Annotated in this window: 16 protein-coding genes and 2 pseudogenes; 8 read left to right on the top strand and 10 right to left on the bottom strand. The window is 71.0% G+C overall.

Annotated features, from left to right (window positions below):
- Window positions 1-10 precede the first annotated feature (10 nt).
- Complete coding sequence (locus ACFQZ6_RS00185) at window positions 11-1,180, bottom strand: hypothetical protein (RefSeq protein WP_381604238.1); 1,170 nt, start codon at window positions 1,178-1,180, stop codon at window positions 11-13.
- 124 nt (window positions 1,181-1,304) lie between these two features.
- On the opposite strand from ACFQZ6_RS00185, the gene ACFQZ6_RS00180 reads away from it, so the two are divergent.
- The 5 genes and pseudogenes from ACFQZ6_RS00180 to ACFQZ6_RS00160 all read left to right on the top strand — a co-directional run.
- A complete protein-coding gene (locus tag ACFQZ6_RS00180) occupies window positions 1,305-2,105 on the top strand; it encodes an alpha/beta hydrolase (protein WP_381604236.1) in 801 nt (266 codons plus the stop codon).
- 17 nt (window positions 2,106-2,122) lie between these two features.
- Window positions 2,123-2,593: a hypothetical protein gene (locus ACFQZ6_RS00175; protein WP_381604235.1), complete on the top strand. Its 471-nt coding sequence runs from the start codon at window positions 2,123-2,125 to the stop codon at window positions 2,591-2,593.
- 619 nt (window positions 2,594-3,212) lie between these two features.
- A complete protein-coding gene (locus ACFQZ6_RS00170; protein WP_381604234.1) occupies window positions 3,213-3,413 on the top strand; it encodes a hypothetical protein in 201 nt (66 codons plus the stop codon).
- Window positions 3,373-3,591: pseudogene (locus tag ACFQZ6_RS00165) on the top strand (hypothetical protein); the annotation flags it as partial. The gene ACFQZ6_RS00170 and the pseudogene ACFQZ6_RS00165, both read left to right, overlap by 41 nt.
- A gap of 348 nt (window positions 3,592-3,939) precedes the next feature.
- A pseudogene (locus tag ACFQZ6_RS00160) lies at window positions 3,940-5,844 on the top strand (BTAD domain-containing putative transcriptional regulator); the annotation flags it as partial.
- A gap of 157 nt (window positions 5,845-6,001) precedes the next feature.
- Here ACFQZ6_RS00160 and ACFQZ6_RS00155 read toward each other — a convergent pair.
- Window positions 6,002-6,997 (bottom strand): ArsR/SmtB family transcription factor, encoded by a 996-nt coding sequence (locus tag ACFQZ6_RS00155; RefSeq protein WP_381604233.1) that lies wholly within the window; start codon window positions 6,995-6,997, stop codon window positions 6,002-6,004.
- Window positions 6,998-7,152: 155 nt separating this feature from the next.
- Between ACFQZ6_RS00155 and ACFQZ6_RS00150 the strand changes: the two genes are divergently transcribed.
- Entirely contained in the window at window positions 7,153-8,019 is an 867-nt protein-coding gene (locus ACFQZ6_RS00150; protein ID WP_381604231.1) for a M23 family metallopeptidase, read from the top strand.
- Between the two features lie 69 nt (window positions 8,020-8,088).
- Here the strand turns inward: ACFQZ6_RS00150 and ACFQZ6_RS00145 are convergent, their stop codons facing one another.
- From ACFQZ6_RS00145 to ACFQZ6_RS00110, 8 genes are all read right to left on the bottom strand, one after another.
- Entirely contained in the window at window positions 8,089-11,133 is a 3,045-nt protein-coding gene (locus ACFQZ6_RS00145) for a family 16 glycoside hydrolase (RefSeq protein WP_381604230.1), read from the bottom strand.
- Window positions 11,134-11,294: 161 nt separating this feature from the next.
- Window positions 11,295-13,073: an ABC transporter ATP-binding protein gene (locus tag ACFQZ6_RS00140; protein WP_381617963.1), complete on the bottom strand. Its 1,779-nt coding sequence runs from the start codon at window positions 13,071-13,073 to the stop codon at window positions 11,295-11,297.
- Window positions 13,074-13,150: 77 nt separating this feature from the next.
- A complete protein-coding gene (locus tag ACFQZ6_RS00135) occupies window positions 13,151-13,666 on the bottom strand; it encodes a lasso peptide biosynthesis B2 protein (protein ID WP_381604228.1) in 516 nt (171 codons plus the stop codon).
- Entirely contained in the window at window positions 13,663-13,917 is a 255-nt protein-coding gene (locus ACFQZ6_RS00130; protein ID WP_381604226.1) for a lasso peptide biosynthesis PqqD family chaperone, read from the bottom strand. Before ACFQZ6_RS00130 ends, ACFQZ6_RS00135 begins: the two co-directional genes overlap by 4 nt.
- Before the next feature lie 35 nt (window positions 13,918-13,952).
- Window positions 13,953-15,815: a lasso peptide isopeptide bond-forming cyclase gene (locus ACFQZ6_RS00125; protein ID WP_381604224.1), complete on the bottom strand. Its 1,863-nt coding sequence runs from the start codon at window positions 15,813-15,815 to the stop codon at window positions 13,953-13,955.
- Between the two features lie 20 nt (window positions 15,816-15,835).
- Window positions 15,836-15,949, bottom strand: a complete 114-nt coding sequence (locus tag ACFQZ6_RS00120; protein ID WP_360226149.1) for a keywimysin-related RiPP — start codon at window positions 15,947-15,949, stop codon at window positions 15,836-15,838.
- 351 nt (window positions 15,950-16,300) lie between these two features.
- Window positions 16,301-16,879: a GNAT family N-acetyltransferase gene (locus ACFQZ6_RS00115; protein WP_381604222.1), complete on the bottom strand. Its 579-nt coding sequence runs from the start codon at window positions 16,877-16,879 to the stop codon at window positions 16,301-16,303.
- Window positions 16,880-17,062: 183 nt separating this feature from the next.
- Window positions 17,063-18,667 (bottom strand): MFS transporter, encoded by a 1,605-nt coding sequence (locus tag ACFQZ6_RS00110; protein ID WP_381604221.1) that lies wholly within the window; start codon window positions 18,665-18,667, stop codon window positions 17,063-17,065.
- Between the two features lie 1,328 nt (window positions 18,668-19,995).
- On the opposite strand from ACFQZ6_RS00110, the gene ACFQZ6_RS00105 reads away from it, so the two are divergent.
- Together ACFQZ6_RS00105 and ACFQZ6_RS00100 are read left to right on the top strand one after the other, a co-directional pair.
- Complete coding sequence (locus tag ACFQZ6_RS00105) at window positions 19,996-21,009, top strand: AfsR/SARP family transcriptional regulator (protein WP_381604220.1); 1,014 nt, start codon at window positions 19,996-19,998, stop codon at window positions 21,007-21,009.
- Between the two features lie 1,521 nt (window positions 21,010-22,530).
- On the top strand, window positions 22,531-23,178 hold the full coding sequence (locus tag ACFQZ6_RS00100; RefSeq protein ID WP_381604218.1) for a ScbR family autoregulator-binding transcription factor: 648 nt from the start codon (window positions 22,531-22,533) through the stop codon (window positions 23,176-23,178).
- Window positions 23,179-23,592: the final 414 nt, after the last annotated feature.

The following is a 23,592-nucleotide window of genomic DNA, read 5'->3' as shown; positions in this document are numbered from 1 at the left end:
GGTGGCCGCGTCACAGCAGCGCGGCGATGCCCTCCCGGTTCTCTGGCAGCCCGGCCGCGCGGAACCACAGCCAGTTGCCGCCGATGCTGCCCGTCGCCTCGTCGGTGTCCACGAACGCCCGCAGCAGGGCGCCTTGGGCGGAGGTGAGCGCATGGGCCGGGTCGTAGCCACCGGGGAAGGCCCTGTACAGGATCGCCCCGCGTTCGAAGTCGACGACGGACCTGCACCCGGTGGCCACCATGTCGATGGCCACAGGCGCCACCTCCTCGAACGATACGGCCAGGTCGAGGGCGGAACGCAGCACGGTGAACCGGAACCACCCGTCGAGCCCGCACAGCGGCTCGGGGAACCATCCGTCTGTCGTACGGGGGTCCCGCAGCGCGTCGAGGAGCACGGCGAGAGCGCGGGGCCGGTCGACCCGGACGGGACCGAGCGCGGCGCAGACCCGCACGGCGGGGTCGGAGGCGGCGAGCAGGTCGGAGGTGTCCGTCCCCCAGAGACTCAGCGCCCGCGCCACGCTGGCGCGCTCCCGCCGACCCGTCATGGTGCCGAGCCGATCCCGCAGCAGCGTGGCGGCGCGCGGTATCCGGTCGGCAAGGTCCGGGGCGGCAAGAAGCGGTATCGCGGCGCCGACCGCGACCTCACAGACGTGCGGGTCGGGGGAGGAGAGGAACGGCTCGACGGCGTCGTACACGGCGGGCCGGATGTCCCGGCACGCTCGCAGGGCGGCGAGTTCGTCCGGGTCACGCTCGCCCCTTCTGTCCTCGTGCCAGGGCTCCCATTCCCAGCTCGCACGGTCCCGCGCCGGATCCTCTCCGTAGGCAGCGGACTCAGCCACCTGCCCCAGCCAGCGCAGCAGTGCGGCCCGCAAGCTGCGCGGCGGCCCGTCGTCCCACGGGAAGCGTCCCTCGTGCTCGGCGAGGCCCATGGGGTGGTCGAGGATCGCCGCGACGAACAGCGCCGCGGGCGCGGTGACCGTGTACAGCGAGCCCTGATGCAGCACGCCCATGCCCAACGCGGCCAACCCATCGGACCGCACCTCGGCATCCTCGTCCACGAGGGAACACAGGGCGGCGGGGATGTCCTCGGCGGTCCCGTACGCGTGCCGGTAAGAGGCCCAGTCCGTCTCCAACAGCAACTCCTGGGCCCTCCCTGACAACCGGCTCAGGATCCGCGTCATACGGTCACGCTCACTATCCGTCATACCCACACCCTGCCAGCCCCCACTGACAACGCCCTGGACTAGGTTGGCCCGCGTGACGATCGAGGTGCCCTACCAGCCGCTTCCGGTTCACCAGTCAGACGTGCGCTATGCCCATGGCCCCGACTCCACCGCGCGGTCAGGCGTACCGGCTGGCGAGACGATCGAGTTCTCCTGGGACGACAGCGCGATCTACCCGGGGACCTCACGGAAGTTCTGGGTGCATGTGCCCGCGCGGTACCGCTCCTCGGAGCCAGCGTCGCTGATGGTGTTCCAGGACGGTTGGTGGTACCTGGACCCCGAAGGAGAGGTCCGCGGCGCGATCGTCCTGGACAATCTCGTCCACCGCGGTGACATCCCGACCACCATCGGCGTGTTCGTCGATCCGGGAGTCCTCCCCGGCGCTGAGGACCCGAAGAACCGCAACACCGAGTACGACGCCGACGACGATCGCTACGTCAACTTCCTCCTGTCGGAGATCATCCCCGAGGTAGCGAAGCGCTACTCGATCGCCGAGGACCCCGACCGGTGGGGCATCTGCGGTGGCAGCAGCGGCGGGAACTGCGCCTTCACCGCGGCCTGGCTGCGCCCGGACAAGTTCCGCCGGGTGATCGGGTACCTGTCCAGCTTCGCGCAGATGCCAGGCGGCAACCCCTACCCCGAACTCATCCCCCGTGTCCCGCGCAAGCCGCTGCGCATCTTCCTGCAGGCGGGCCACCGTGACCTGCGCTGGAACGAGGCCGAGGCCAACTGGCTCGCCCACAACCTGCGCGTCGCGGCCGCACTCGCGGAAGCGGGCTACGACTTCCGCCTCGTCCTGGGCGACGGCGGCCACACCCCCAACCACGGCGGTGTCCTCCTCCCCGACGCCCTCCGCTGGCTATGGCGCTCGGACGACCGGTGAGCTGAGGCGCGGCGACTGTGAGTCACGAGATCCGACGGGGCAACGGGCTTGTCCCCGTCCAGTACCACCAGTTCATCATCAGCGACGATGCCGGACCGACGGGCCCCGACCTGCCCCCGCAGCACAACGGGCTCGTACAGGTCACCGACGGCGTCACCGTCGTCCACACTGGCATCCACACCGGCGACGTGGACGTCACCGTCACGCTGCACGACACCGAACCGCCACCGGATACCGGTGACTGGCAGGAGATCGTCGAAATCCCCGCGCACTCCCCATCGGGCGATCTCATGGTCCGCGGCCTGATGGACGACCTCGACGAGGAACTCCCCGTCCTGTCCTCCAGCGGCCCGGGAGAGTACCGACTGCGCATCCACGCCCGCGGCCGGGACACCACGGTAGACCTCGCACCGGATGAGATAACAGAGTGGTACCTCATCCAGGCGTGGTCGGCACCAGCAGCACCAGCGCGGACGGGTCAGCAGTAGGCGCGCACGGCCCAGACGAGTGCTCGTTCGTGCTCGCGGCGACGAGGCCTTGCGTGCGGCGGCCCGACTGGGCAAGGTCGGCGCTCCTAGCAGAGCGCCGACCTTGGGCGGTTCACGCGGCAACGTGAGTCCGCTGGGTTCCTGATCGTGTGGGTGGAGCCCGCGACTCTCAGGAGGGGCCGGGGGATACCGGCGCCAGGAAAGGTTGACGCCTGGGCCTCAACGAGCGGCGAACGTGATTGGGATACCGCCGCATCTTCGCGCCGCGTGCTCAGCCGTCGGCTCGTACTCGGGCGCAAGTGGGCTGGTCACGGCGGCACCTGGCGTGAGTGGAGGTTACCCGGCCTCGGACGGTGTGCTTGGACGTATACGCATCAACGTTCTTGGGGGGATCCCCTTGCGCGGGGGGTGGATGGCACGATGCAGATCCGATCGGTGTCGGCAAACACCGGTCGGACGCACGGACTTGGAGCCCGCAACCCGCCCTCGTGCCCTGTGCCTCGCGCCCCCGTGGCGCGTGTGGGGGCGGTCCCGAACTCAGGAGACGCAACCTATGTCACGTACATCTTCCCCGGCCCCCTGCACGGCGCACGACGGGTTCTGTCGGCATCGGCCCTCCGTGTCCGATGTCGTCGTCATCGTCGTGATCACTGTGCTGGCCTGTGCCCTGTCCGCCTCCGGCATGGCACCCACGTCGATCTTCGTGGTCCTCGGCGGCGCCGGGCTCGTGGCGGCCAGCACGTTGCTGGTTCTGCACGGCGGAGGCCACCGCCTGGGGCGTGTGGTGGGGCGCGTCGCCCACGCGGTCGCCGGGCCCTGAGGCCGTCGCGGTCGTGGGGCGCAGGGAGAAGCCGATCGTCGCGTCCAACAGGGCCCTGGTCAGGTTGGCGCGCTGGCTGCGCGACCAGCGGTCGGCCAGCGGGTGTTCGTACGCCGAGCTGGCCGACCGCGCGGGCTGCCACGCCACCACCCTCCAGCGCGCCGCGTCGGGGCGGTCGGTCCCGAGCGCGCGGATCGTCCGGGCGTACGCGGCGGCGTGCGGGGCCTCGGAGGCCAAGGCGATGGAGCTGTGGCGACAGGCCCGCCGCCGGAAGGCGCGCGGCACCTCGGTGGACTCGCCGCTGGACATCGACGGTCTCGACATGTTCCAAGCTGGCCTGCGCGAACTGTACGAGGCCGCGGGCCGCCCCTCGATGCGCGACATGGAGCGGGCGGGCGGTCCCGGCCAGCTCCCGCACAGCACCGCCCACCGCATCGTGCTCGGCCTGACGGTGCCCCGTGACGTGCACCAACTGACCGGGTTCCTGAAAGCGTGCTCCGTCGCGGAGGACCGGCACTCGTTGTGGGTGGACGCATGGCGGCGCGCACTCGGGCGGGAGTCAGCGTCAGCTCCACCTCCTCTCGCCGTCCCGCAGCCCCTCGTCCAGCCCGTACAGCCTGTACAGGTCACCCAGTCCCTACCGCCCGGCGCCCCGGCGCGTGACGCGGACCGGGGGGCGGGGCCGTACTTCGCGCTGCTCGGGCCGGTGCGGGCGTGGGACGGCGGTCAGCCGCTGGGCACCGGATCGCCGCAACAGCGCGCCCTGCTCGCCGTCCTGCTGCTGCGCGAGGGTCGAACCGCGACCGCGGCCGAGCTGATCGACGCCCTGTGGGGGGAGGAACCGCCCCCGCAGGCGCTGGCGGCGGTGCGGACGTACGCCTCCCGGCTGCGGAAGCTGTTGCCTCCCGGGGTCCTGGTGAGCGAGTCGGGCGGGTACGCGATACGGGGCCTGGCCCCGGGCGCACTGGACCTTGAGGTCGCCCAGACGCTCGCGGAGCGGGCGGAGCGGGCGAGGGGCGCCGGAGACCCCCTCCAGGCGCGGAACGCGCTCCGGCAGGCACTGGCCCTGTGGGACGGGGAGGTGCTGGCAGGCGTACCCGGCCCGTACGCGGAGGCGCAGCGGGCCCGGTTGGAGGAGTGGCGGATACGACTCCTGGAGACCCGGCAGGCGTTGGACCTGGAGCTGGGCCTCCACGCGGAGGCGGTGTCGGAGCTGATCGCGCTGACGGCGGCCTACCCCCTGCGGGAGCGGCTGCGCGAGCTGCTGATGCTGGCGCTGTACCGCGCCGGGCGCCAGGCGGAGGCCCTGGCCGTGTACGCGGACACACGCCGTCTGCTGAACGAGGAGCTGGGCGTGGACCCGCGCCCCGCCTTGCAGGAACTCCAGCAGCGGATCCTCCGAGCCGACCCCAGCCTCGCGGAGCCGTCCGTGCCGGTGGCGGAACCGGGCATCGCGCAGACGTCCCCGGCCCAACTCCCGGCGACGATCCCCGACTTCACCGGTCGTAGCGCCGTCGTCTCACAGTTGAGCGAGATCCTCACCTCGGCCGCGGGCCGAGCCATGACGGTGACCGCGCTGACGGGCGTCGGCGGCGTGGGCAAGACGGCACTGGCCGTGCACGTGGCGCACCAGGCGCGCTCGGCCTTCCCCGACGGGCAGCTCTACGTCGACCTGCGCGGCGCGGGCCCCGAGGCGGCGGACCCGCGGACCGTGCTGGCCTCCTTCCTGCGCGCCCTCGGCGTGGCCGACGCGGCGGTCCCGGACTCCCTGGAGGAGCGGGCGGCGCTGTACCGCTCGGTGCTCGACGGTCGCAGGGTGCTGGTGGTGCTGGACAACGCCAAGGACACCGCGCAGGTACGGCCGCTGCTGCCGGGCACGGAAGGCTGCGCGGCCCTGGTGACGTCCCGGGTCCGCATGGTGGGCCTGGCCGGGGCGCACCTGCTGGACCTGGACGAGATGTCGCCGCAAGAGGCGCTGTCCCTCTTCACGCGGATCGTGGGCGAGGACCGGGTGGCGGCGGAGCGCGAGGCCGCGCTGGACGTGGTCGCGGCGTGCGGCTTCCTGCCGCTGGCGCTCCGTATCGCGGCGTCCCGGCTCGCCGCCCGCCGCACGTGGCCGGTCTCCGCGCTCGCCGCCAAGCTCGCGGGCGAGCGGAGCCGACTCGCCGAGCTGGCGACCGGCGAACTGAGCGTGGAGTCCGTGTTCCAACACAGCTACGACCGGTTGAACGCCGCACAGGCCTACGCCTTCCGCCTGCTCAGCGACGCTCCCGCCCCTCTCGTCTCCCTTCCGGAAACCGCGGCTCTCCTCGACCGTGACCTCCCGGAAACGGGCAGGCTGCTGGAGAGTCTGGTCGACGCCGGGCTGCTGACGCCGATGGGGCCCGAGCACTACCAGATGCACAGCCTCGTACGGCTCTTCGGCGCGGCGCGCTCCGCGTCCTGGCGGCGGCGCCAGGGCTCGTCACCTTCGTAGCGCCGGAAGAGCGGGCGACCAGCGCGTCGCGCTCACCCATGACCACGCCGACCTCGACGAGACGACAGCCCACGGATGGTCGCCCGCGCCCAGCAGGTCCAGAACACCTGGGTCAACGCTGGGCGGTGGGGCGATCCAGCAAATGCCGCCCCCGAGGCGTCAGCCGGTGCCGTACGTACGCGCCCTCCCGTTCGCTGGTGATAAGCCCGGCCTCCCGCAGGACGGTCAGATGGCCACTGACCGACGAGGCGGGCAGGGCGAGGCGGGCGGCGACGGCGCCGGTGGTCGGGGTGGTGGTGAGGGCGCCGAGGATCCGGGCGCGGTTGGTGCCGAGGAGCCGGGCCAGGGCCGCGTCGTGCCGTGCGCCGCCGCCCCGCGGCGGGGAGGGGGCGAGCGGGTACACCACGACCGGGGGCAGCTCCGGGTCCGCGATCGCCACGGGTGCGCTGTGGCAGAAGAAGGACGGGATCAGGCGCAGCCCGCGGCCCCGGGGGCGGATGACACGGTCCACCGGGTACGGCGCGCTGAGGACGGGATCCTGCCAGACGAACGGCGCGAAGGAGCCGAACACCGCCCCGATCCCGCCCTCCAGCGCCTCCATCCGCCGTGCGTGGTCGGCGGCGACGGTGGCCTCGACCTCCCACCAGTCCGGCATGAGCAGCCGCCCGTGGACGTCCCGCAAGGCGTCGGCGACATCGTCGAGGAGCGCGCGGTCCCCGCCCGCCAGACGGCGCGTCCACACCGGGAGCGTCCGGTGGCGTCCCGCCTCACGCAACTCCCGGACCAGCCGGGCACGCGGGGTCCCCCGCAGCGCCCGCAACCCGGCGGACATGCCCTCCTCCGACTCCACCGGGGTGAGGAAGTCCGGCCAGTACGCGGTCGCCGGGGCGAGGTCGTTGAGCAACCGGCAGGCCCCCCGCACCTCGCCCTGCCGTACCCGGCCGCGGGCCCGCGCCCGCCAGTGGCGCAGCCGGGCGGGCAACTGGTCGGGCGGCGCGGTCAGCACGTGCAGGCCGAGGACCGACTCCCAGATCGGGTCCGGCGAGCGCGCGAACTGCAAATGGCGGAAGTCGGCGTCAGTGAGGTGGATGCGAAGCGTCCCGGCCATACCGCAGATGAAACAACTCCCCACCGGAACACGGAAGTCCGCGTCACACCTGCGCTTTTCGGCTCAGCCGGAATACCTCCCGGGACTGGTCATGCACACGTCCATAGGATGCCTTGTCCTGTGACCCCCTGACCCCCACCCCAAGGAGTCCCCCCATGTCGTGGAGACCGTCGTGGAGATCGCCGAGGCAACCGTCGCGCAGATCGCCGTGGAGGCGCACCCTCTCCGTCCTCCTCGCGGGCGCCCTCGGCGTCGTCGGCCTCATCGGCCTCTCCGCCGCGCCCGCCCAGGCCGCGCCCACCTTCAAGGCCCCCTACCCCTGCGGCCAGCAGTGGACGTACAGCCACCACTCCGCCGAGGTCCGCCTCGCCCTCGACTTCGTCCGCTCCGACGGCGGCTCCACCGCGGGCACGCCCGTCCTCGCCTCCGCCTCCGGCACGGCGTACCGCTACTACGAGGCGGGCGGCGCCGGGAACTACGTCGTCATCGACCACGGCGGCGGCTGGAAGACGTACTACTTCCACCTCTCGGCCTTCTCGATCAGCCACGGCCAGGGCGTCGCCCAGGGCCAGCAGATCGGTACGACGGGCTCCACCGGCAACAGCTCCGGCGCGCACATCCACTACGAGCAGCTCTACAACGGCGTCGGCCAGACGATCCGCATCAACGGCGTCTCCCTGGCGCCCTACCCGGGCTCGTACTACCAGAAGTACCTGACCAGCGACAACGGCTGCTCCGGCGGGGGCGGCAAGTACTGGGTCGACACCTTCGCCAACGCCCCGGGCTACGCCTCCCCGACCAGCACCACCCAGACCGGCACGCTCTACGCGGGCACCAACTACGTCTTCTGCAAGGTCTGGGGCCGCGAGATCCGCGACGCGGCGGGCAACTACAACCACTGGTGGCTGCGCACCGACCTCGACGTGGGCCCGGCCAACCAGTACGTCTCGGCGTACTACCTCTCCCGCTGGGGCAACGACGAGGCACGTGACAACAACGGCACGGTCATCCCCAACTGCTGACCCGGCCCAGGCGGTCGCCGTCCCCCGCGCCGTGACCCGGCGCGGGGGACGGACCGCCAGCGCGGCCGGTCAGCCCAGGGGCTGGACCCACACGTTGCGGTAGCGGACCTTGTTGCCGTGGTCCTGGAGCCTGACCGGCCCGGTGGCCACGCCCTCGGCGATACCGCCGCCGGTCGACCCCTCCAGGGCCACGTCGTCGTGGACCGTCGTCCCGTTCCACACCACCGTGACCCGGGCCTTCTCCGTCAACCGGCCCTCGCTGTCGTACCGCGCGGCCCGGAAGACGATGTCGTACGACTGCCAGGTCTCCGGCGCCGTCGACGCGTTGGCGTCGGCCGCCTTCTGGAGGTAGATGGCGGCGGCCTCGTTGGTGGCGAGGTCGGTCACCCCGTAGGAGTCGAGGACCTGGATCTCGTACCGGTTCTGGAGGTAGACGCCGCTGTTGCCGCGATCCTGGCCGGTGACGTCGTCGGGGAGCCTCGGGATCCGGAACTCGACGTGCAACCGGTGGTCACCGAAGCTCTGCTTGGTACGGATGTCCCCGCAGCACACCTCGATCGAGCCCTCGTCCGTCCGGGGCCAGGCCACCGCGCGCCCGTCGGTGTGCTGCCACTGCGACAGACTGCCGCCGTCGAGCAACTGGATCCGCTCGCCGGGCCGGTTGACGTGGACCATGTCGAGGTTGACATGGCCGTCGTCGCCCTCGTCGTACCGGTAGGTGAGGGTGTTGACGCCCTTGCGCAGCGTCAGCCGTTCGGTGCGGGTGGCCCAGGTGTCCCAGTCGGCCGTCGGCGGCAGCACCGTCTGACGGACCTTCTCGCCGTTGACGTAGAGGCTGATCCTCTTGTCGCCGTGGAAGGGGTGCGGGCCGTTGGCGTAGCGCAGACCCACGTCGTACGTGCCCTTCCTGGCGACGTCGACGCGGAAGGTGGTGCTGGCGCCCTGGGTGCCGAAGCGGTCGACGAAGCCGCCACCGGAGTAGCCCTGGTGGTCCTTGTTGATCCCGGCGCCCCCGCCGAGCTTGCCCTCCTCGGCCTCGTACGCGGTGACAGGGGTCTTCTTCCCGGGGATCGCGTTCAGGGTGTACCACGCCTCGGTGCTCCACAGCTCCTCGCCGTTCTCGGCGGCGAAGGGTCGCGGGGAGCGGATGTGCACCACCCGGTCGGGCAGCAGCCCGGGGATCTCCAGCCGGACCTGCCGACGGTCGTCGGAGACGACGGCGCGGGACACGGTCAGCGGCTCCTCGTCGATCTTCGGACCGCCGTACTCCTGGGTGGGGGAGTAGCGCCACTGCCGGACCTGGTAGCCCTTGGCGAGCTTGTCGACCGTCTCCTGGGAGAGCGGCTGGGTGTACGTCAGGACGAAGCCGTCGCCCGTGGCGCGCATCGAGTGGATGTCGAAGGCGTTGCTGCCGTTCGGGGTGAGCTTCTGGAGGCCGAAGCGGAGCTTGCCCTCCTGGCCCCAGTTGCCGTCGGCGCCCAGCCCACCGGCGTAGATCGCGCCGTCCGGGCCGACGCTGATGCGGTTGACACCGGCCTCCAGGCCCTGGGTGTGCCGGAACACGGCGCCCTGGTACTCGCCGTCGACCTTCTCCAGGCTCGCCCGCTGGAGCCCGCCGTAGGTGACGTCACCGAAGAGCATCTGCCCGGCGAACGGTCCCTTCTTCAGCATCAGCGGGGTGCTGGGCGAGTTGGCGATCTCGTTCTGCGGCAGCCACAGCACCGGCTTGGTCACCGGACGGTCGTCGAAGGGACCCGGGCGCGTGCCGTCGCCGTAGCGGGTGTAGTGGTTGAAGAAGCGGTCCTGCTTGATGTTCAGCAGCTTCGACGAGGGCAGCCAGCCGCCCTGGTTGTCGGTGACGAAGAGGTCCTTGCCCGGCCCCCAGCCGATGCCGTTGGGGGTGCGCAGCCCTCCGGCGAGGTAGGAGACCTTGCCCGTCGCCCGGTCGACCTTGATGGTCGTACCGCGTCCGCCATCGGCGGGCTGCGGGTCGGTCGTGGCGCCACCGTAGTTGATGGCGACCGACAGGTTCAGGTAGAAGCTGCCCTTGTCGTAGAGCAGCCCGAAGGCGAACTCGTGGAAGTTCCCGCCGTACGGCCAGGAGGCGACGCGCCGCCTGTCGTCGATGACGTCGTCCCCGTCGCGGTCGTTCAACTCGGTGAGCTGGTGCTTCTCCGAGACGTACAGCCTGCCGTCGACGTACTTGATGCCCATGGGCTCCTTCAGCCCCGAGGCGATCTTCTTGACGGTGACCTTCTCCGGCCCGGTGTCGCCGATAACGTTGTCGAGGAGGTAGACCTCGCCGTCCGTCGTCTGGCTCTCGCCCCAGGTGGCGACCGCCAGTCGGCCGTCCGGCAGCCAGTCCATGGCCGACACCTTGGGCTCGAAACCGGCCGGACGCAGGTCGGTGAGCGTGTAGTTCGGGTGGACGTCGGCGAGCGGCAGCCCGTCGCCGGGACTGTCCTGACCGCCGACGCACTGCTTGCGGCCGGGCGCGGTGACCCGCACCACCCCGGCGTCGGTGCTCAGCGCCGAGTTGGGCACCAGGGTGAAGTCGGCGGCGCCGGGCGGCTTCCACTGGAGCGTGAGCTGCTGGCCGCCGCCCGCCTCGAAGTGCTCGATCCGCAGCGGGTGCACCCCGGCGGTCAGATGGGCGGAGCCGTCCTTGGGCTCGGCGCCGTGCAGCCCGTCGTGGTCGATGACCTCCTGCTCACCGATGGTGAGCCGGGACCCGTCGTCGCTGATCAGCCGGAAGGCGTACGTGCCGTCCTGCGGCACGGTGAGGTTCGCGAGGGCGTGGGTGACGAAGTTGCTGCCCATGCCGAAGTCGTCGTCCGTCGTCCAGTCGATGGTCGGCATCAACTTGTCGACGTTGGGGGTCTGACCGCCCTTCAGCTCGCAGAGTTCCTTCAGGGGCACCTGCACGTCGAAGACGCGCAGGGTCACGCCGGGTTCCTGGGGCGGGAGGTCCGCGGCGGCGGCCTGGGCGGCCTGAGGGGTCTGGGTGGTGGCGGAGTGGGCCGCGGTGGCGGGGGCCCAGCTTCCGGCAACGATTCCAGCGAGTACCAGACTCACGACATGTCTGCGACGTCGGCGGTACGGCCGTTGACTCACTCTTCCTCCTGGCGCTCGGGGGGAGAAGGGCATCCGCGGTCCAGTGGGTGCGGGTGCGGGTGCGGGTGAGGCTGCTGTTGCGGGGTCGCGCTGTGCCTCGGGGAGTGGTTGGTCCATGACGGTAAGGACTTTCACTTGTGGCGTCCATACTTTGTCCTCAATCAGTCAAAAGAGGGGTCCTGCGGCTCTGTTGCCCGGGGCCCCTCCGCCGGTGCCGCGGGCCGGAGCATCTGTCCGGCGGCGAGGCGGCGGTAGGTGGGGCTGGCGAGGAGGAGGTCCTCGTGCCGCCCGGTGGCCGTGACACGCCCCTGCTCCAGTACGACGATGCGGTCGGCGTGCTGCACGGTCGAGAGCCGGTGCGCGATCACGAGGACGGCGCACTCGGCGGCGAGGTCCTTCAACACACCGGTGAGCGCCGCCTCGTTGACGGCGTCGAGGTGGGAGGTCGGTTCGTCGAGCAGGAGCAGGGCCGGGCCGGTGAGCAGGGCGCGGGCCAGGGCGACGCGCTGCCGTTCGCCGCCCGACAGGGTCCCGCCGCGCTCACCGATCACCGCGGACAGGCCGCCGTCGAGCCGTCGTACGACCTCCTCCAGCCGGGCGAGCTCGACGACGCGCCGGATCTCGGCGTCGCTGGCGCCGGGCGCGCCGTACGCGATGTTGTCCCGCAGGGTGCCGTGCACGACGTGGGCGTTCTGGTCGACGACGGCGATCCGGGACCGGCACTCGCCGAGCGTCAACTCGGCCGCGGGACGCCCGCCGAAGAGGACGGTCCCCTCGTCGGGCTCGTAGAACCGCGCGACCAGCGAAAACAGGGTGCTCTTGCCCGCGCCGGACGGACCGACCAGGGCGACCTGCTGGTGGTCGGGGACGGCGAAGGAGACGCCGCGGAGGACGGGCAGGCCGGGCCGGTAGGCGAAGTGGACGTCGCGCAGGGCGAGTACGGGGGCGTCCCGCGCCGTGACCGCCGGTACGGCGGGGACCGGCCTGGCTGGCGGTGACGCTGGTTCCGCCGGGAGCGCGAGGGCCTGCTGGATGCGCTCGTGGGCGCCCATACCGCGCTGGATGAGGCCGATGGCGCGGAAAACGGAGGACAGCGGCAGGACGAGGTACGACGCGTACAGCAGGAACGCGACGAGGTCACCGAGCGAGGCACCGTCGGAGTGCACGCGCAGCCCGCCGATCACCAGGACCAGCAGGAACGAGCCCTGTACGGCGAGTTCCACGGCGGGACTCATCACGGCGGCCAACCGGGCGGTACGCACACCCGACCGGTACGCCGAGTCGATCCGCTCACCGATGCGCGCGGCCTCCCGCTCCTCGGCCTGGTGCACCCGCACCATGGGCAGGGCGCCGAGGGCACGTTCGAGGTCCGCGGCGACCGCGCCGACGGCCCCCTGCATCTGCACCGAGGCGGCCCGGATGCCCCTGAGCAGGGAGGTGACGACGCCTGCCGCCAGCAGCACGGTCAGCGTGACGAGGAGCAGCAGCAGCGGATCGATCCACCCCATCAGGGCGATGGCCCCGGCCGCCACGAGCACCCCGGTGAGGAGATCGACGAGCGCCTGGGAGACGACCTCGCGCAGCAGGGTGGTGTCGGCGGTCACGCGGGAGGTCAGATCCCCACTGCGGTGCCGGTGGAACTCCCGCATCTCCAGCCGCAGGAACCGGCCCACCAGACCATGCCGGAGCCCTCTGATCACCCCTTCGCCGGTGCGCTCCAGTAGGAAGCGGCCGACGGCCCCGGTCACCGCCTCGCCGAGGAACAGCGCGGCCAGCAGCAGGAGCCCGGTCCAGTACGGCCCCCCGGTGCCGCCGCGGTCGATGACCTCCCGGGCGAGCCACGGCTGGGCGAGCCCCAGCGCGGACCCGACCAGCGTGAGGACGGTGGCCAGCACGACGGCGTCGCGGTGCCCGGCGGTGAGGCGGTAGAGGGCGGCGATGGTGGCGGGGGTGGAGCTGGCGGGTGGGGAGGCGGAGGTGGGCGTGGGGGAGGCGGTAGGGGTGGAGGCGGTGTGGGTCACCGGTCCGCCGGTCGCTGGTCTGCGGGTCGCTGGTCTGTTGGCTTCGGCTGGCTCGATTGCCGGGCGGCTGGCCGCCGTACGGGTGCGGCGCGTGTGACGGGTGCGACGGTCACGAGCCGGGCGAAGTAGTCGTCGGGCGCGCCCTCGCCCACGGGACGCCCCTCCGCCTCGATCCAGGCGTGCGCGGTGAACGGCGGCACGACCCGGACACCGGTGCACCAGGTCGGCCAGGTACCGCCGAGCCTGCACAGCAGCGCGGCGCCGAGCGACCGCGGCAGACACCCCTTGGGCCCGGCACAGCGCAGACTGACCGCGCACAGCGCGTCCCTGGCGTTCTGCGCCCGGACACCGTCCGCCGGGACGGCGCCCCGGCGCGCCAGCTCCAGGACGGCGCGGATCCGGCGTGGCGGCAGCAGCGACAGCAGCAGCGCCGGAAGCAGCACGAGACGGGCGGCCATCCGACGCCCCCAGGGCACGTCGCCCGGCCGCTGGAGGGCGCTCGGCGTCGTCATTCGGCCAGCCCCGAGGCCCGCAACTGCCGGACGAGCGCCGCCACGTCCCGCTCCGCGCTCTCGGCGTCGACGTCGAACTCGGCCATCAGCGCGCCGCTGGCCGCCGACTCGTCGCCGCCCGCCATCAGCACACCGATCACCAGACTGGCGCTGGGATTCAACTCCCAGTACTCACCGCCTCGTTCGTCCAGCAGGACCGTGCCGTAGTCCGTCTTCGCGGAGGAGACGTGGGCGGCGAACTGTAGGGGCATGGGAGGGGTTCCCTTCAGGTCGTGCGGACGTGCGGTCAGTGGGGAGCGGCGGGGACCGGACCGGGGGCGCGCTCCAGGGCGCGGAGCCACACCTCGGCGGCGATGGTCGAGTAGAGGACGGCCTGTCGCAGTACGGGGGTGGAGGGCCGTTGGGCGAGGTGGCGCAGCGTGTCGCCGTCCACGAGGCCGAGCCGCTCCAGCCGCGAGTCCTCCCACAGCGCCATCAGGTCGGCGCGGTGTTCGCGCAGCCCGTCCGCCGCGTCCATCGAGGCGGCTGCCTTGTCGCTGCGCTGGAGGCAGTCGTCCGGTACGACGCCCCGCATGGCGGCGGTCAGGAGGGGCTTGTACTGCCAGGGTGAGACCCGTTCGTCGGGCCGTACCGACAGGCACTCCTCGATGACGCGGTCGTCGAGGAAGGGCGAGGCCATGGGGACGCCGCACCGGGCCGCCATGTGGTCCCACTGGCGGATGACGCGGGTGCAGGTGCGGATCTGCTCCAGGTCGGCGTGCAGCCCCCGGTCCGGGTGGAGTGGGCTCACGGAGGCCGACGCCTCCACGAGCGCCTGCCCGGCCAGTCGCTGGGCTTCCGGAGTGACCCACTCGAAGAGCCGGGGCGGCATACCCCAGCCGAGGCTGGTGGTGACCGTGGCGGGGAGCGGGTCGCGCAGGCGGCTGGCGGTGTCGCGGAGCCACTGGCCGTAGGACCGGGTGTCGGCGAGGGCGCGGAGCGTCCCGCCGAGGGGCCACTGCCACAGGGCCCGGAACCCCCGTAGCTGCCGCAGCGCGAACAGCGGCCGGGTGCGGGCGAGCCGGTGGTAGTACGCCTCGGAACACCAGGCCACGTGGTCACCGCCGATGCCCGTCAGATGGACGCGGCTGCCGCGCTCGGCCATGGCGGGCAGGTGGCGCAGGACGCGGGAGCGGTCCATGACGCCGATGGTCGGCTCGTCCAGCAGATCGTCGATGTGCAGCAGGTCGGTGTAGACGAGGGGGGAGGCGTGGGCGTCCCACACGACGTGCTCGACGTCCGGCAGCGCGGCGGCGGCCCGCTGGGCCCAGCGCAGGTCGGTGTCGGCGGGGTCGCGGCCGGGCCAGGTGCTGGCCACGACCCGGGCGGGGGAGCGGTCCGCGAGGAAGCAGACCGAGGTCGAGTCGAGACCGCCGGACAGGTCGCAACTGACCACGCCGCCGCGGCCGGTGCGGACGCCCACGGCGTCGGCCAGCGCCTCGCGCACCCGGGGCGCCCCGTCGGTGAGTGTGCGGACCGGCTCCGGGGCGGTCCACCAGCGTGAGTGGCGTACACCGTTCCCGTCAGGCCCGAGGTGCAGCCAGTCCTGCGGGGCCACCGCGGTGATCCCGTGCCACAGTGGCCGCTCGTACAGCGGGTGGGGGGTCGGCCACAGCAGCCGTACCGCCAACTCCCCGGGATCCGGGGGACGGTCCAGCGCGGCGGCGAGGACGTCGGCGCGGGTGGCGGCCACGGTCACGCCGCCGACGGACGCGTGGAAGACGAGCCGGAGCCCGGACGCGGTGCCCTGCACCCTGATCCGCCCGTCGAGCGCGGCGACGAGATGGAAGCTGCCGGGCTGCGCACGGGCCCACGCGTCCAACTCGGCGAGGTCCCGCAACCGAGCGGCGACGCGCTCCAACTCCTCGGCGCCGACCGCGAAGTCGCCGACGAGGGCGAGGGAGACGGAACGGACCCGGACGCTGACGATCTCGCGGTCGTCCCAATGGCCCACCAACCAGGGCCGACCTGAGGCGTGTTCGATGACACGGGTACCGGTGCGCCGCAGGGAGCGGGCCACGGTGGCCGCGTCCCCGCGGTCGGTGAGGACCGCGAAGTACGCAGAACCGGAACCGGGGCCCGCCCCTGGGCTGTGGTGCTGTCCCGTCATGACGTCGGTCGTGGGGACCGTCAGTTCTTGCTCAGGATGAGCCGGTCGTTGCCCGAGTGCTGGAGCAGGCCGGTCTTCTTGCGGAAGGTACCGAGCCGGGCGAGGGTCGGCGCTTCGTACGCCTTCTTCTTCATGGTCGTCTCCTCAGCGTTGGGTTGACCAGGTGATCCGTCCACCGGTTGGCGGTCGGCTCGTCATAGGTAGCCGCAGGGAGAGGGAGCGAGGGAAGGGGTACGGAAATAATCCGCCGATACGACAAACGCCTGAATAATGATCGCCACGTAGGCGAGCCTTCGCCTACGGAAGCCCACCTGGCACCGACCCGTCGCCTGTCGAGCACACCCGGACCCCGCCCGAAGAATCGATTTGACGGGCACTTCTGGCGCGGGCCTCACGCCAACCCGTCGGTTGGGAAGGGCCGACCCGCAGGGGGCACCGCCCGGCGCACGTTCACACCCGACCGCGCCCCTGCCGAGCATCCACTGCTACCGGGGTGAGCTGAACTTTTCGTCGCTCGCGGGGTCCGCTGAGGATGAGACGGGCGGGTGCCACATGCCGAGCCACTGCTCGGCACCCCACGCCTGGAACCGCTCCACTTCGACGAATCCGAGCTTCGCCGCGAGGCGCATCGAGCTGCCGTTGGCGGTCTGGGTGGCGAGCAGTACCGGCTCGCCGGGGAAGACGCCGCGGAACCAGTCGAGTACCGCCGCGCACGCCTCGGCGGCGTACCCGAACCCCCAGGCCCGGGGCAGGAACAGATAGCCGAGATCGGCCTTCCCCACGGCGGCCGGGCGGTGCCGCTCCGAGGCTCTCCGCAGCAGGAGCTGCCCGATCATCGCCCCATCGCGTTCCACGACGAAACTCCCGGCCCACTGCTCGGGCACCTCGGGCGTCTTGCGCTCCAGCTCGTCACGCGGGCGCGGCCCGCCGAGGTAGGTATGCACCTCCGGTGAGGTGAGCAACTCGATGAACGTCGCCCGGTCCCGCGCCTCGGCCTCCCGGAGCACAAGCCGCTCGGTCCTGATGGGCTCAGGCGGCCAGGCCACCAGTTCGAGAGCCTCCATGCGCGACATGCTTCCACACGAGTTGTCGGTGGAGGCTGTGCGATCAGTGAAGAGGTCAAGTGACCGGTTGAGACATGGCGCCGCGAACCATTCTCCTGTCGCGGGTGCGCGGCGCCGTGCGGCAGCCGGTTCCCGCCAGGCCGGGACCCGGCTGCCGCACGGTCTGGGTGGTGCCGGGCGCGATCAGTGGGCGGCGACGGTGGCGGTGTCCTCCGTCTTGGCCTCGTCCTCCGTGGCCGTAGGGGCGGCCTGGTTCGGGCCCCGCAGGATGATGTAGACGAACAGGACGGCCATGACGGCGACGCCTGCCCACATGGCCTGCTGCCATCCGTCGATGTACGACTGGCGGGCGACGTCGACCAGTTCCTTGGCACTGGAGCCCGCGCTGCCCGATGCCTCCAGCGCGGTGGCGATGCCTTCGCGGGCTGGCTCGGCGGCCTGCTCGGGGATGCCGTCCAGCTTGTCGTCGATGGCGTTGCGGTATCCGGCCGACAGGATGGCGCCGAGCAGGGCGATGCCCAGGGCGGTGCCGAACTCGCGGGTGACGTCGTTGAGGGCGGAGGCGACGCCCTGCTTCTCGCTCGGCAGGGAGCGGGTGATGGCCTCGGTGGAGGGCACCATGGCCAGGCCCATGCCGACGCCCATGACGATGATGCCCGGGAGGATCGAAAGGTAGCCGTTGTCGACGGACACGAGCAGAGCCATCAGGGCCAGGCCGATGCCGGTCAACGCGATGCCCGCGGACATGGTCGTGCGGGGGCTGGTCTGCATGGACAGTCGAGGGGCAAGGCCGGAGGCCATCATCATCGCGACGGCCATGGGCATGAGCGCCGCGGCGGACAGCAGGGAGGACCAGTCGACCACGGCCTGGAGGAAGGGGAAGAGGACCACGAAAATACCGGACTGGACACCGAAGACGACGATCAGCGTGATCGAGCCGCCCGCCAGACCGCGCTCCCGGAACAGGCGTACGTCCAGCAGGGAGGCGTCCCGGCGGCGCAGTTCCCAGGCCACGAAGACGGCTGCGGCGACGAGGCCGACGGCGAGGCTGGCCAGGGTCAGGCCCGCGGTCCAACCGCGCTCCGGTCCCTCCTGGAGACAGAAGATGAGGGCGGCCACGGAGACGACGGATATCAGAGCACCGACGGTGTCGAAGCTGTGGCCGGAGCGCTCGTGGGAGTTGGGCACCGACTTGAGCGTCAGCGCCAAGGCCATGACGACCAGCGCGATGGGCAGGGCGAACAGCCAGCGCCAGTCGGCGACGTCGACGAGGAAGGCGGACAGGAACATGCCCAGGATGCCGCCACCGCCGGCGACGCCGGTCCACACGCCGATCGCCTTGCCGCGCTGCTCCTCGGGGAAGGTCGAGGTGATCACGGCCAGGGTGATGGGCATGATCGTGGCCGCGCCGACACCGCTGGCGACCCGGGCGCCGATCATCACCTCGGCGGTCGGGGCGGCGGCGGCCACCACGTTCGAGGCGCCGAAGACAAGGAGCGAGCCGATCAGCATGGGCTTGCGGCCTATACGGTCCCCGATCGCGCCGAGCGGCAGCAGCAGCGCGGCCAGCGCGAGGGTGTAGATGTTGATGATCCACAGGACCGTGCTCTGCGAGGTCTCGAAGTCGACCGCCATCTCCGTCTGGGCGACGTTCAGCCCGGACACCGACGCGATAACGGCCATCAGCGCCATCGAGACGGCGATCAGAATGACGCGCAGCTGACGCGCGTCCGGCGCTCCCTCACCGCTCCCATCAACGGGCGCGGCCTGTGCGGGGTTTGTACTCATTGATTCCTCTCCACGGCCAGGGCTGGGAGTGCGAGGGGGCGCTGACCATCGGAACGGACAGCACTAACCCACGACTTTTGACAGTCATGCTGAAATGGTAGTAGCTGTCAGTTGGCAGGCGTTTCGGGGGGTGAGGAAGCCTTCGCCCCGCCTTGGCTGCTGACGTCGCCATGGCGTCGCCTCGTCCCTGATGCGGCCTGCTCGCTGCCTCGGTGGTGGCTTGACCGGAGACGAACTCGTCTCCGCGGCTGGGTGATCGCCCCCTCTCGCGGCTGTGAATGCGCAGCGATGTCGGCCGCCGCAGCACGTGGTCGCAAGGGAGCGGACCGAGGATCTGGACGGGAAGGCGATCTGGACGGAAAGGCGATCCGGCAGGTGGGCGATGCGCTGCCCTGAATCGCCGTCGGGGGGCGGTGTAGCGATGAAGGCACGCTGGACGCAGGTGTCTGGTTGCAGCCTCTTGGCCGGATAAAGGGCGCAGGAGCCTCAGGTGACGTCGAGGCCCGTTGCCCTTGTGTAGGTCTCTGTGGCTCCTGGCAGTCCATTGACGGCCTGGCCGACCGCTATCAGCCAACATCTGGCTTCTCGTGCCGATGAAGCGGAGTAATTAGGACTGATCAGGCGACGAGTCGGCGACTGTGTGCATGGGAGTGGGACCCTGTCTGGGGCAGGGCAACTGGCCGCAGTCTCTTGCCTGATGATGTTGCCAGCCGTTTCGATGGGGCGGTTGTCGGGGCACGGGGTGAGGGCGGATGTGAGGTGAACCAGGGGGCGGCGAGGTCCGTGTCTTGTGAGTGGGTGCGGCGGCCTCGGCCGCGACCCTTGTTCTGCTGCGTGTGCCTGCCCGTTCGTTTTCCGTCCCTGCTGCCGTCTTCCGTCCGTGTTCCAGTCTTCACTGCCGTGAGCCATATGCCGCCCCCCACCTCACTTCCCCCACTCCCGTGACTCCCGCCTTCGCGGCCCCGGCTGTCGCTGTGTGTACTTGCGGCTAGCTGTCTGCGTCCCCCGCTCTTGAGAGTTTCCGTCTGGGCAGCTTTGGGCTTATGGATGATATTGAGCCGTCTGCTGCTATTTACCCTTTTGGGGGAATGGGTGGCGGAGTGGCGCGTATTCGCCGGGTGGTGAACGGCGCGGGGCGTCTGTTATGGGGCGGGCGGGGAGCAGGGTTATGTGAGACGGTATGGGGCGTTTCTGACCGATTTGCGGGATGGGTGTGGGGTGGGTGGATGGGTGGTTGTGGGGTGGGTGGTTTGCTGTTGACAAACCGTGCGGACTGTTTTGTACTCGGTGTGTCAAATGACAGCGCACTCGTCTAGGGGGACTACGGCGTGCAGATCGACGTGTTGGGGATTGTGGATGTTCGGGTGAACGGGGTGTCGATCGCTCCGACGGCGCCGAAGCCTCGGCAGGTGTTGGCGTTGTTGGCGTTGCATGCTGGTCAGGTGGTGCCGGTGTCGGCGTTGATTGATGAGTTGTGGGCGGGGCGTCCGCCGAGGAGTGCGCGGACGACGTTGCAGACGTATGTGTTGCAGTTGCGGGATTTGATTACGGTGGCGCTGGCTGGTGGGGCCGGTGGCCCTGGTGCTGGTGCTGGTGCTGGTGGGGCCGGTGGTCCTGCTGGTGCTGGGGACGTTGGTGGCCCTGGTGTAGCTGGTGGCCCAGGTGGCGCCGGTGGCCCGGGTGTGGCTGGTGGTCCTGGTGGGGCAGCCGGTGTGGCCGGTGTGGCTGGTGGTTTTGGTGGGGTGCGGGGGGCGAAGGATGTGTTGGTGACGGCTCCTGGTGGTTACATGCTGGTCCTGGGGGATGACGGGGTCAGTGATGTGCGGGAGTTTGAGCGGTTGGCGGGGCAGGGGTATCGGGCGATGGATGTGGGTGATTTTCCGGGGGCGTCGCGGTTGTTGGGGCGGGCGTTGGGGTTGTGGAGTGGTCCGGCGTTTGCGGATGTGCAGACGGGGGCGCGGTTGGAGATGGAGGCCAAGCGGTTGGAGGAGAGCCGTTTGTGTGCGTTGGATCAGCGGATTGAGGCGGATTTGCGGTTGGGTCGTCATCGGGAGCTTCTTGCGGAGTTGACGGTGCTGACGAGTCGTTACCGGGCGCATGAGAATTTGCACGCGCAGTTCATGCTGGCGTTGCACCGGTCGGGGCGTCGGGGTGAGGCGCTGGATGTGTATCACCGGTTGCGGGGGACGTTGGTGCGGGATTTGGGGTTGGAGCCGTCGGTGCGGTTGCGGCGGTTGCAGCAGTCGATTTTGGTGGCGGCGCCGGAGACGCCGTTGGCGGGGGAGGGGCAGTTTTCGCAGGTGCCGGTGTCCTCGGGTCGTGGGGGCGGCGAGGCTCGCTGAGGCCTGTTTCGGCGTGGTGTGCGGGGGTGCCGCCTCGGGGCGGGGTGGCCGGGGGTGTGGGGCCGGGGCCGGGGTGGTGTGGGTGTTCCTGCCGTGTGGGCTGACTGTCCGGTGACTGCTGGCTCGGCTGCGGGTGCGGGTGTGGCGCCGGTGCTGGATCCGGGGGTGTCTGCTTGGCCAGCTCCCGGCCCTTGCCGTGGGGGGTGGTGTGCCGTGGTGGGGGTGGCGCTGTCTTTGGTGGTGGCGGTTGTTCTTCTGCTGCGGGGCCGGGTGCGGGGCGGGCTTGCGCGGGCTTGGCTGGGTGTCCTTTGGCGGGAGTGCGCGCGGAGGGCGACGTCATGGTGGGCGTGGGTCTTCTGCGGGGGGCTGGTGTCGTGTGCGCGGTCGTGGGCGGCGGGTGCGGGGCGTGTGGTGGTGTGGCCCGCCGTCCCGGCAGTGGAACTGCTCGTTGAGTAGGGGGCCTTGGCGAATCGCCGCTGTGCTGGAGCGTGGTCTGCGGTGAGGACGGCGAGGGCCTGGCCGCGCCGAGCCCGGAGCCGATGCGGGAAGCCTTCCCTCCCTCCCCCCTCCCTCTCTCCCTTGCTCTCCCCTCCTCCTTCTCTGGCTGTCTGCCGGTACAGCCCGGGCGGTTCTCGGCCCCGCCTCCCCGCCTCCCCGCGTCCCCGCGTCCCCGCCTTCCCGTATCCCCGCCTTCCCGTATCCCCGCGTCCCCGCGTCCCCGCGTCGCCGCGTCCCCGCCTTCCCGTATCCCCGCGTCCCCGTGTCTCTGTGTCTTCGTGTCTGTGCCGTGGGGTGGTGGCGGGAAGGTCATCGCTCCGGTCCTGTTGCTTTGGCGCGGGGTGGGTGAGGGGGCTGGTTGGTTTCCGCTGGGCTGGGTGGGGGGCGTGTCACCTGTCAGGGCCTCCTGTCGTCCGGGTGCCCTTACGCCCGACGCCGTCTTTTTTCAGGCGAGTTCACTGGCAGGCGTTCCAGGCCGCAGGGATAGGGAGGTGGGCGGTTTCGGGGTCAGCAACCGGACCTCTGGGGGGTGCTGGGGTGCTGGGGTGCTGGTGGTGCGTGGTCGGGGCGGGTTTTTGGGGGTGTGGGCCAGTGGGTTCCTGGCGGGCGTGTCGGCGGGGTTCCGGTGGGGGTGTGGTTTTCACTGTTTGCGGGTGCTGCTGCTTTACGCTGACCGCGGGGGTTGGCGGCGGGGGGTGTGACGGTAGTGCCGGGGCGGCGTGTTCCGGGCCGTTGATGCTGCCTGGCTTGTGGTGGAGCTGGTTACGGTGCCTGCCTGCCGGGCGTGCGGGGCGGCGCCGGTGGTGGGGGGCTGGTCGCGGTCTGTGTGCTGGCCCCTCGTATGGATGATACCGCCCACGCGGTTTGTTAGTGTGGGGTGTGGGGTTCCGTGCGGGGTCGTGTCCGTGGTGGTGTGGGGTGGTGTGGGCGCGGCGGGTAGCCGTCTTAGGTGTACGTTGCATGGGGTGTGAGGTGTCGGTGTCTTGGCCGGCTTTCGGCATCCCGTTGCCCAGGAGGCAGCAGATGGTGACACAGGAGCGGGCCGCGCGGACGCGGCGTTCGTTGATCCGGGCTGCGGCTGAGGTGTTTGCTGAGGTGGGTTTTGTGCCTGCGTCGTTGGGGGTGATCAGTAAGCGGGCGGGGGTGAGTAACGGGGCGCTGCATTTTCATTTCGCTAATAAGAACTCGTTGGCTGAGGCGGTGGAGGCGGAGGCGGCGGAGACGGTGCGGCGGGTGACGGAGGCGGTTCGTGCGCGGCAGGGGGATCCGTTGCAGTCGGTGGTGGATGCCACGCATGAGTTGATGGGGTATCTGGCGCAGGATGTGGTGGTGCGTGGGGGGTTCGGGTTGGCGGGGGATATCGGGCGGCGTGCGGAGTCGCCGTTGCGTAGGGAGTGGCAGCGGTGGGTGGAGGAGAGTCTGCGGCGGGCGGAGCGTAGTGGTGTGCTGGCCAGGGATGTGTCGTGGGCTGATGCGGCGCGGGTGATTGTTGCGGCGACGGTGGGTTTGGAGGTGTTGGGGGGTGCGGACGCGTCGTGGCTGTCGCGGCAGAATGTGACCCGTTTTTGGGAGTTGCTGCTGCCTCGGCTTGCTGACCGGCCGCGGGTGTCGGCTCTGGTCAGTTCGGGTTCTGCGCAGTTGTCCGCCCCGCCCGGCCGCCATCCCGTCTGACCGCCCTTTCGTGTCCTGGGTGGTGCGGGAGTGTGCGGGCGGGCCGTGATCGGCGCTGTTCGTGCTGCCTTGTTGGCGGCGCCCGTGCGGTGCCGCGCGCCCCTCACCCCCTTCGTGGGGCGGCGGATGGTCGGGGGCGTGTGGGACGGTGTGGTGGGTCTGTCGCTTGAAGGATACGGGTCACACGGTTTGTGACGCGGGGTGTGTGGGGTCGGGGGGAGTGTGCCAGGTGGTGGGGGGTGCGGGCCGGTTGCTCTGGCTTTCGCCTGGGTTGCCGGGCCGCGTGGGGGAGCCGTTCGCCGGAGCGTAACCCGCTCAGCGGCTTTTTGATCGCGTTGTCTCTCTTCGAGGCTTCCGTGAGTGCCGACGACCGGGCGGTGGCGCGCTGGCTTATGGCGGCGCAGGTCGCTTGGC

This window comes from Streptomyces flavalbus, from assembly GCF_042674625.1.
In the GTDB taxonomy this organism is placed as follows: Bacteria; Actinomycetota; Actinomycetes; order Streptomycetales; family Streptomycetaceae; genus Streptomyces; species Streptomyces flavalbus.
The sequence above is the reverse complement of the archived record's forward strand: the minus strand, read 5'-3'. Positions and strand labels throughout refer to the sequence as shown.

Coding starts and splice junctions, on each gene's coding strand:
- ACFQZ6_RS00100 (WP_381604218.1), top strand. CDS start 22,531: ATGGTGACACAGGAGCGGGCCGCGCGGACGCGGCGTTCGTTGATCCGG.
- ACFQZ6_RS00130 (WP_381604226.1), bottom strand. CDS start 13,917: ATGCCCCTACAGTTCGCCGCCCACGTCTCCTCCGCGAAGACGGACTAC.
- ACFQZ6_RS00135 (WP_381604228.1), bottom strand. CDS start 13,666: ATGACGACGCCGAGCGCCCTCCAGCGGCCGGGCGACGTGCCCTGGGGG.
- ACFQZ6_RS00150 (WP_381604231.1), top strand. CDS start 7,153: ATGTCGTGGAGACCGTCGTGGAGATCGCCGAGGCAACCGTCGCGCAGA.
- ACFQZ6_RS00185 (WP_381604238.1), bottom strand. CDS start 1,180: ATGACGCGGATCCTGAGCCGGTTGTCAGGGAGGGCCCAGGAGTTGCTG.
- ACFQZ6_RS00115 (WP_381604222.1), bottom strand. CDS start 16,879: ATGGAGGCTCTCGAACTGGTGGCCTGGCCGCCTGAGCCCATCAGGACC.
- ACFQZ6_RS00125 (WP_381604224.1), bottom strand. CDS start 15,815: ATGACGGGACAGCACCACAGCCCAGGGGCGGGCCCCGGTTCCGGTTCT.
- ACFQZ6_RS00155 (WP_381604233.1), bottom strand. CDS start 6,997: ATGGCCGGGACGCTTCGCATCCACCTCACTGACGCCGACTTCCGCCAT.
- ACFQZ6_RS00110 (WP_381604221.1), bottom strand. CDS start 18,667: ATGAGTACAAACCCCGCACAGGCCGCGCCCGTTGATGGGAGCGGTGAG.
- ACFQZ6_RS00120 (WP_360226149.1), bottom strand. CDS start 15,949: ATGAAGAAGAAGGCGTACGAAGCGCCGACCCTCGCCCGGCTCGGTACC.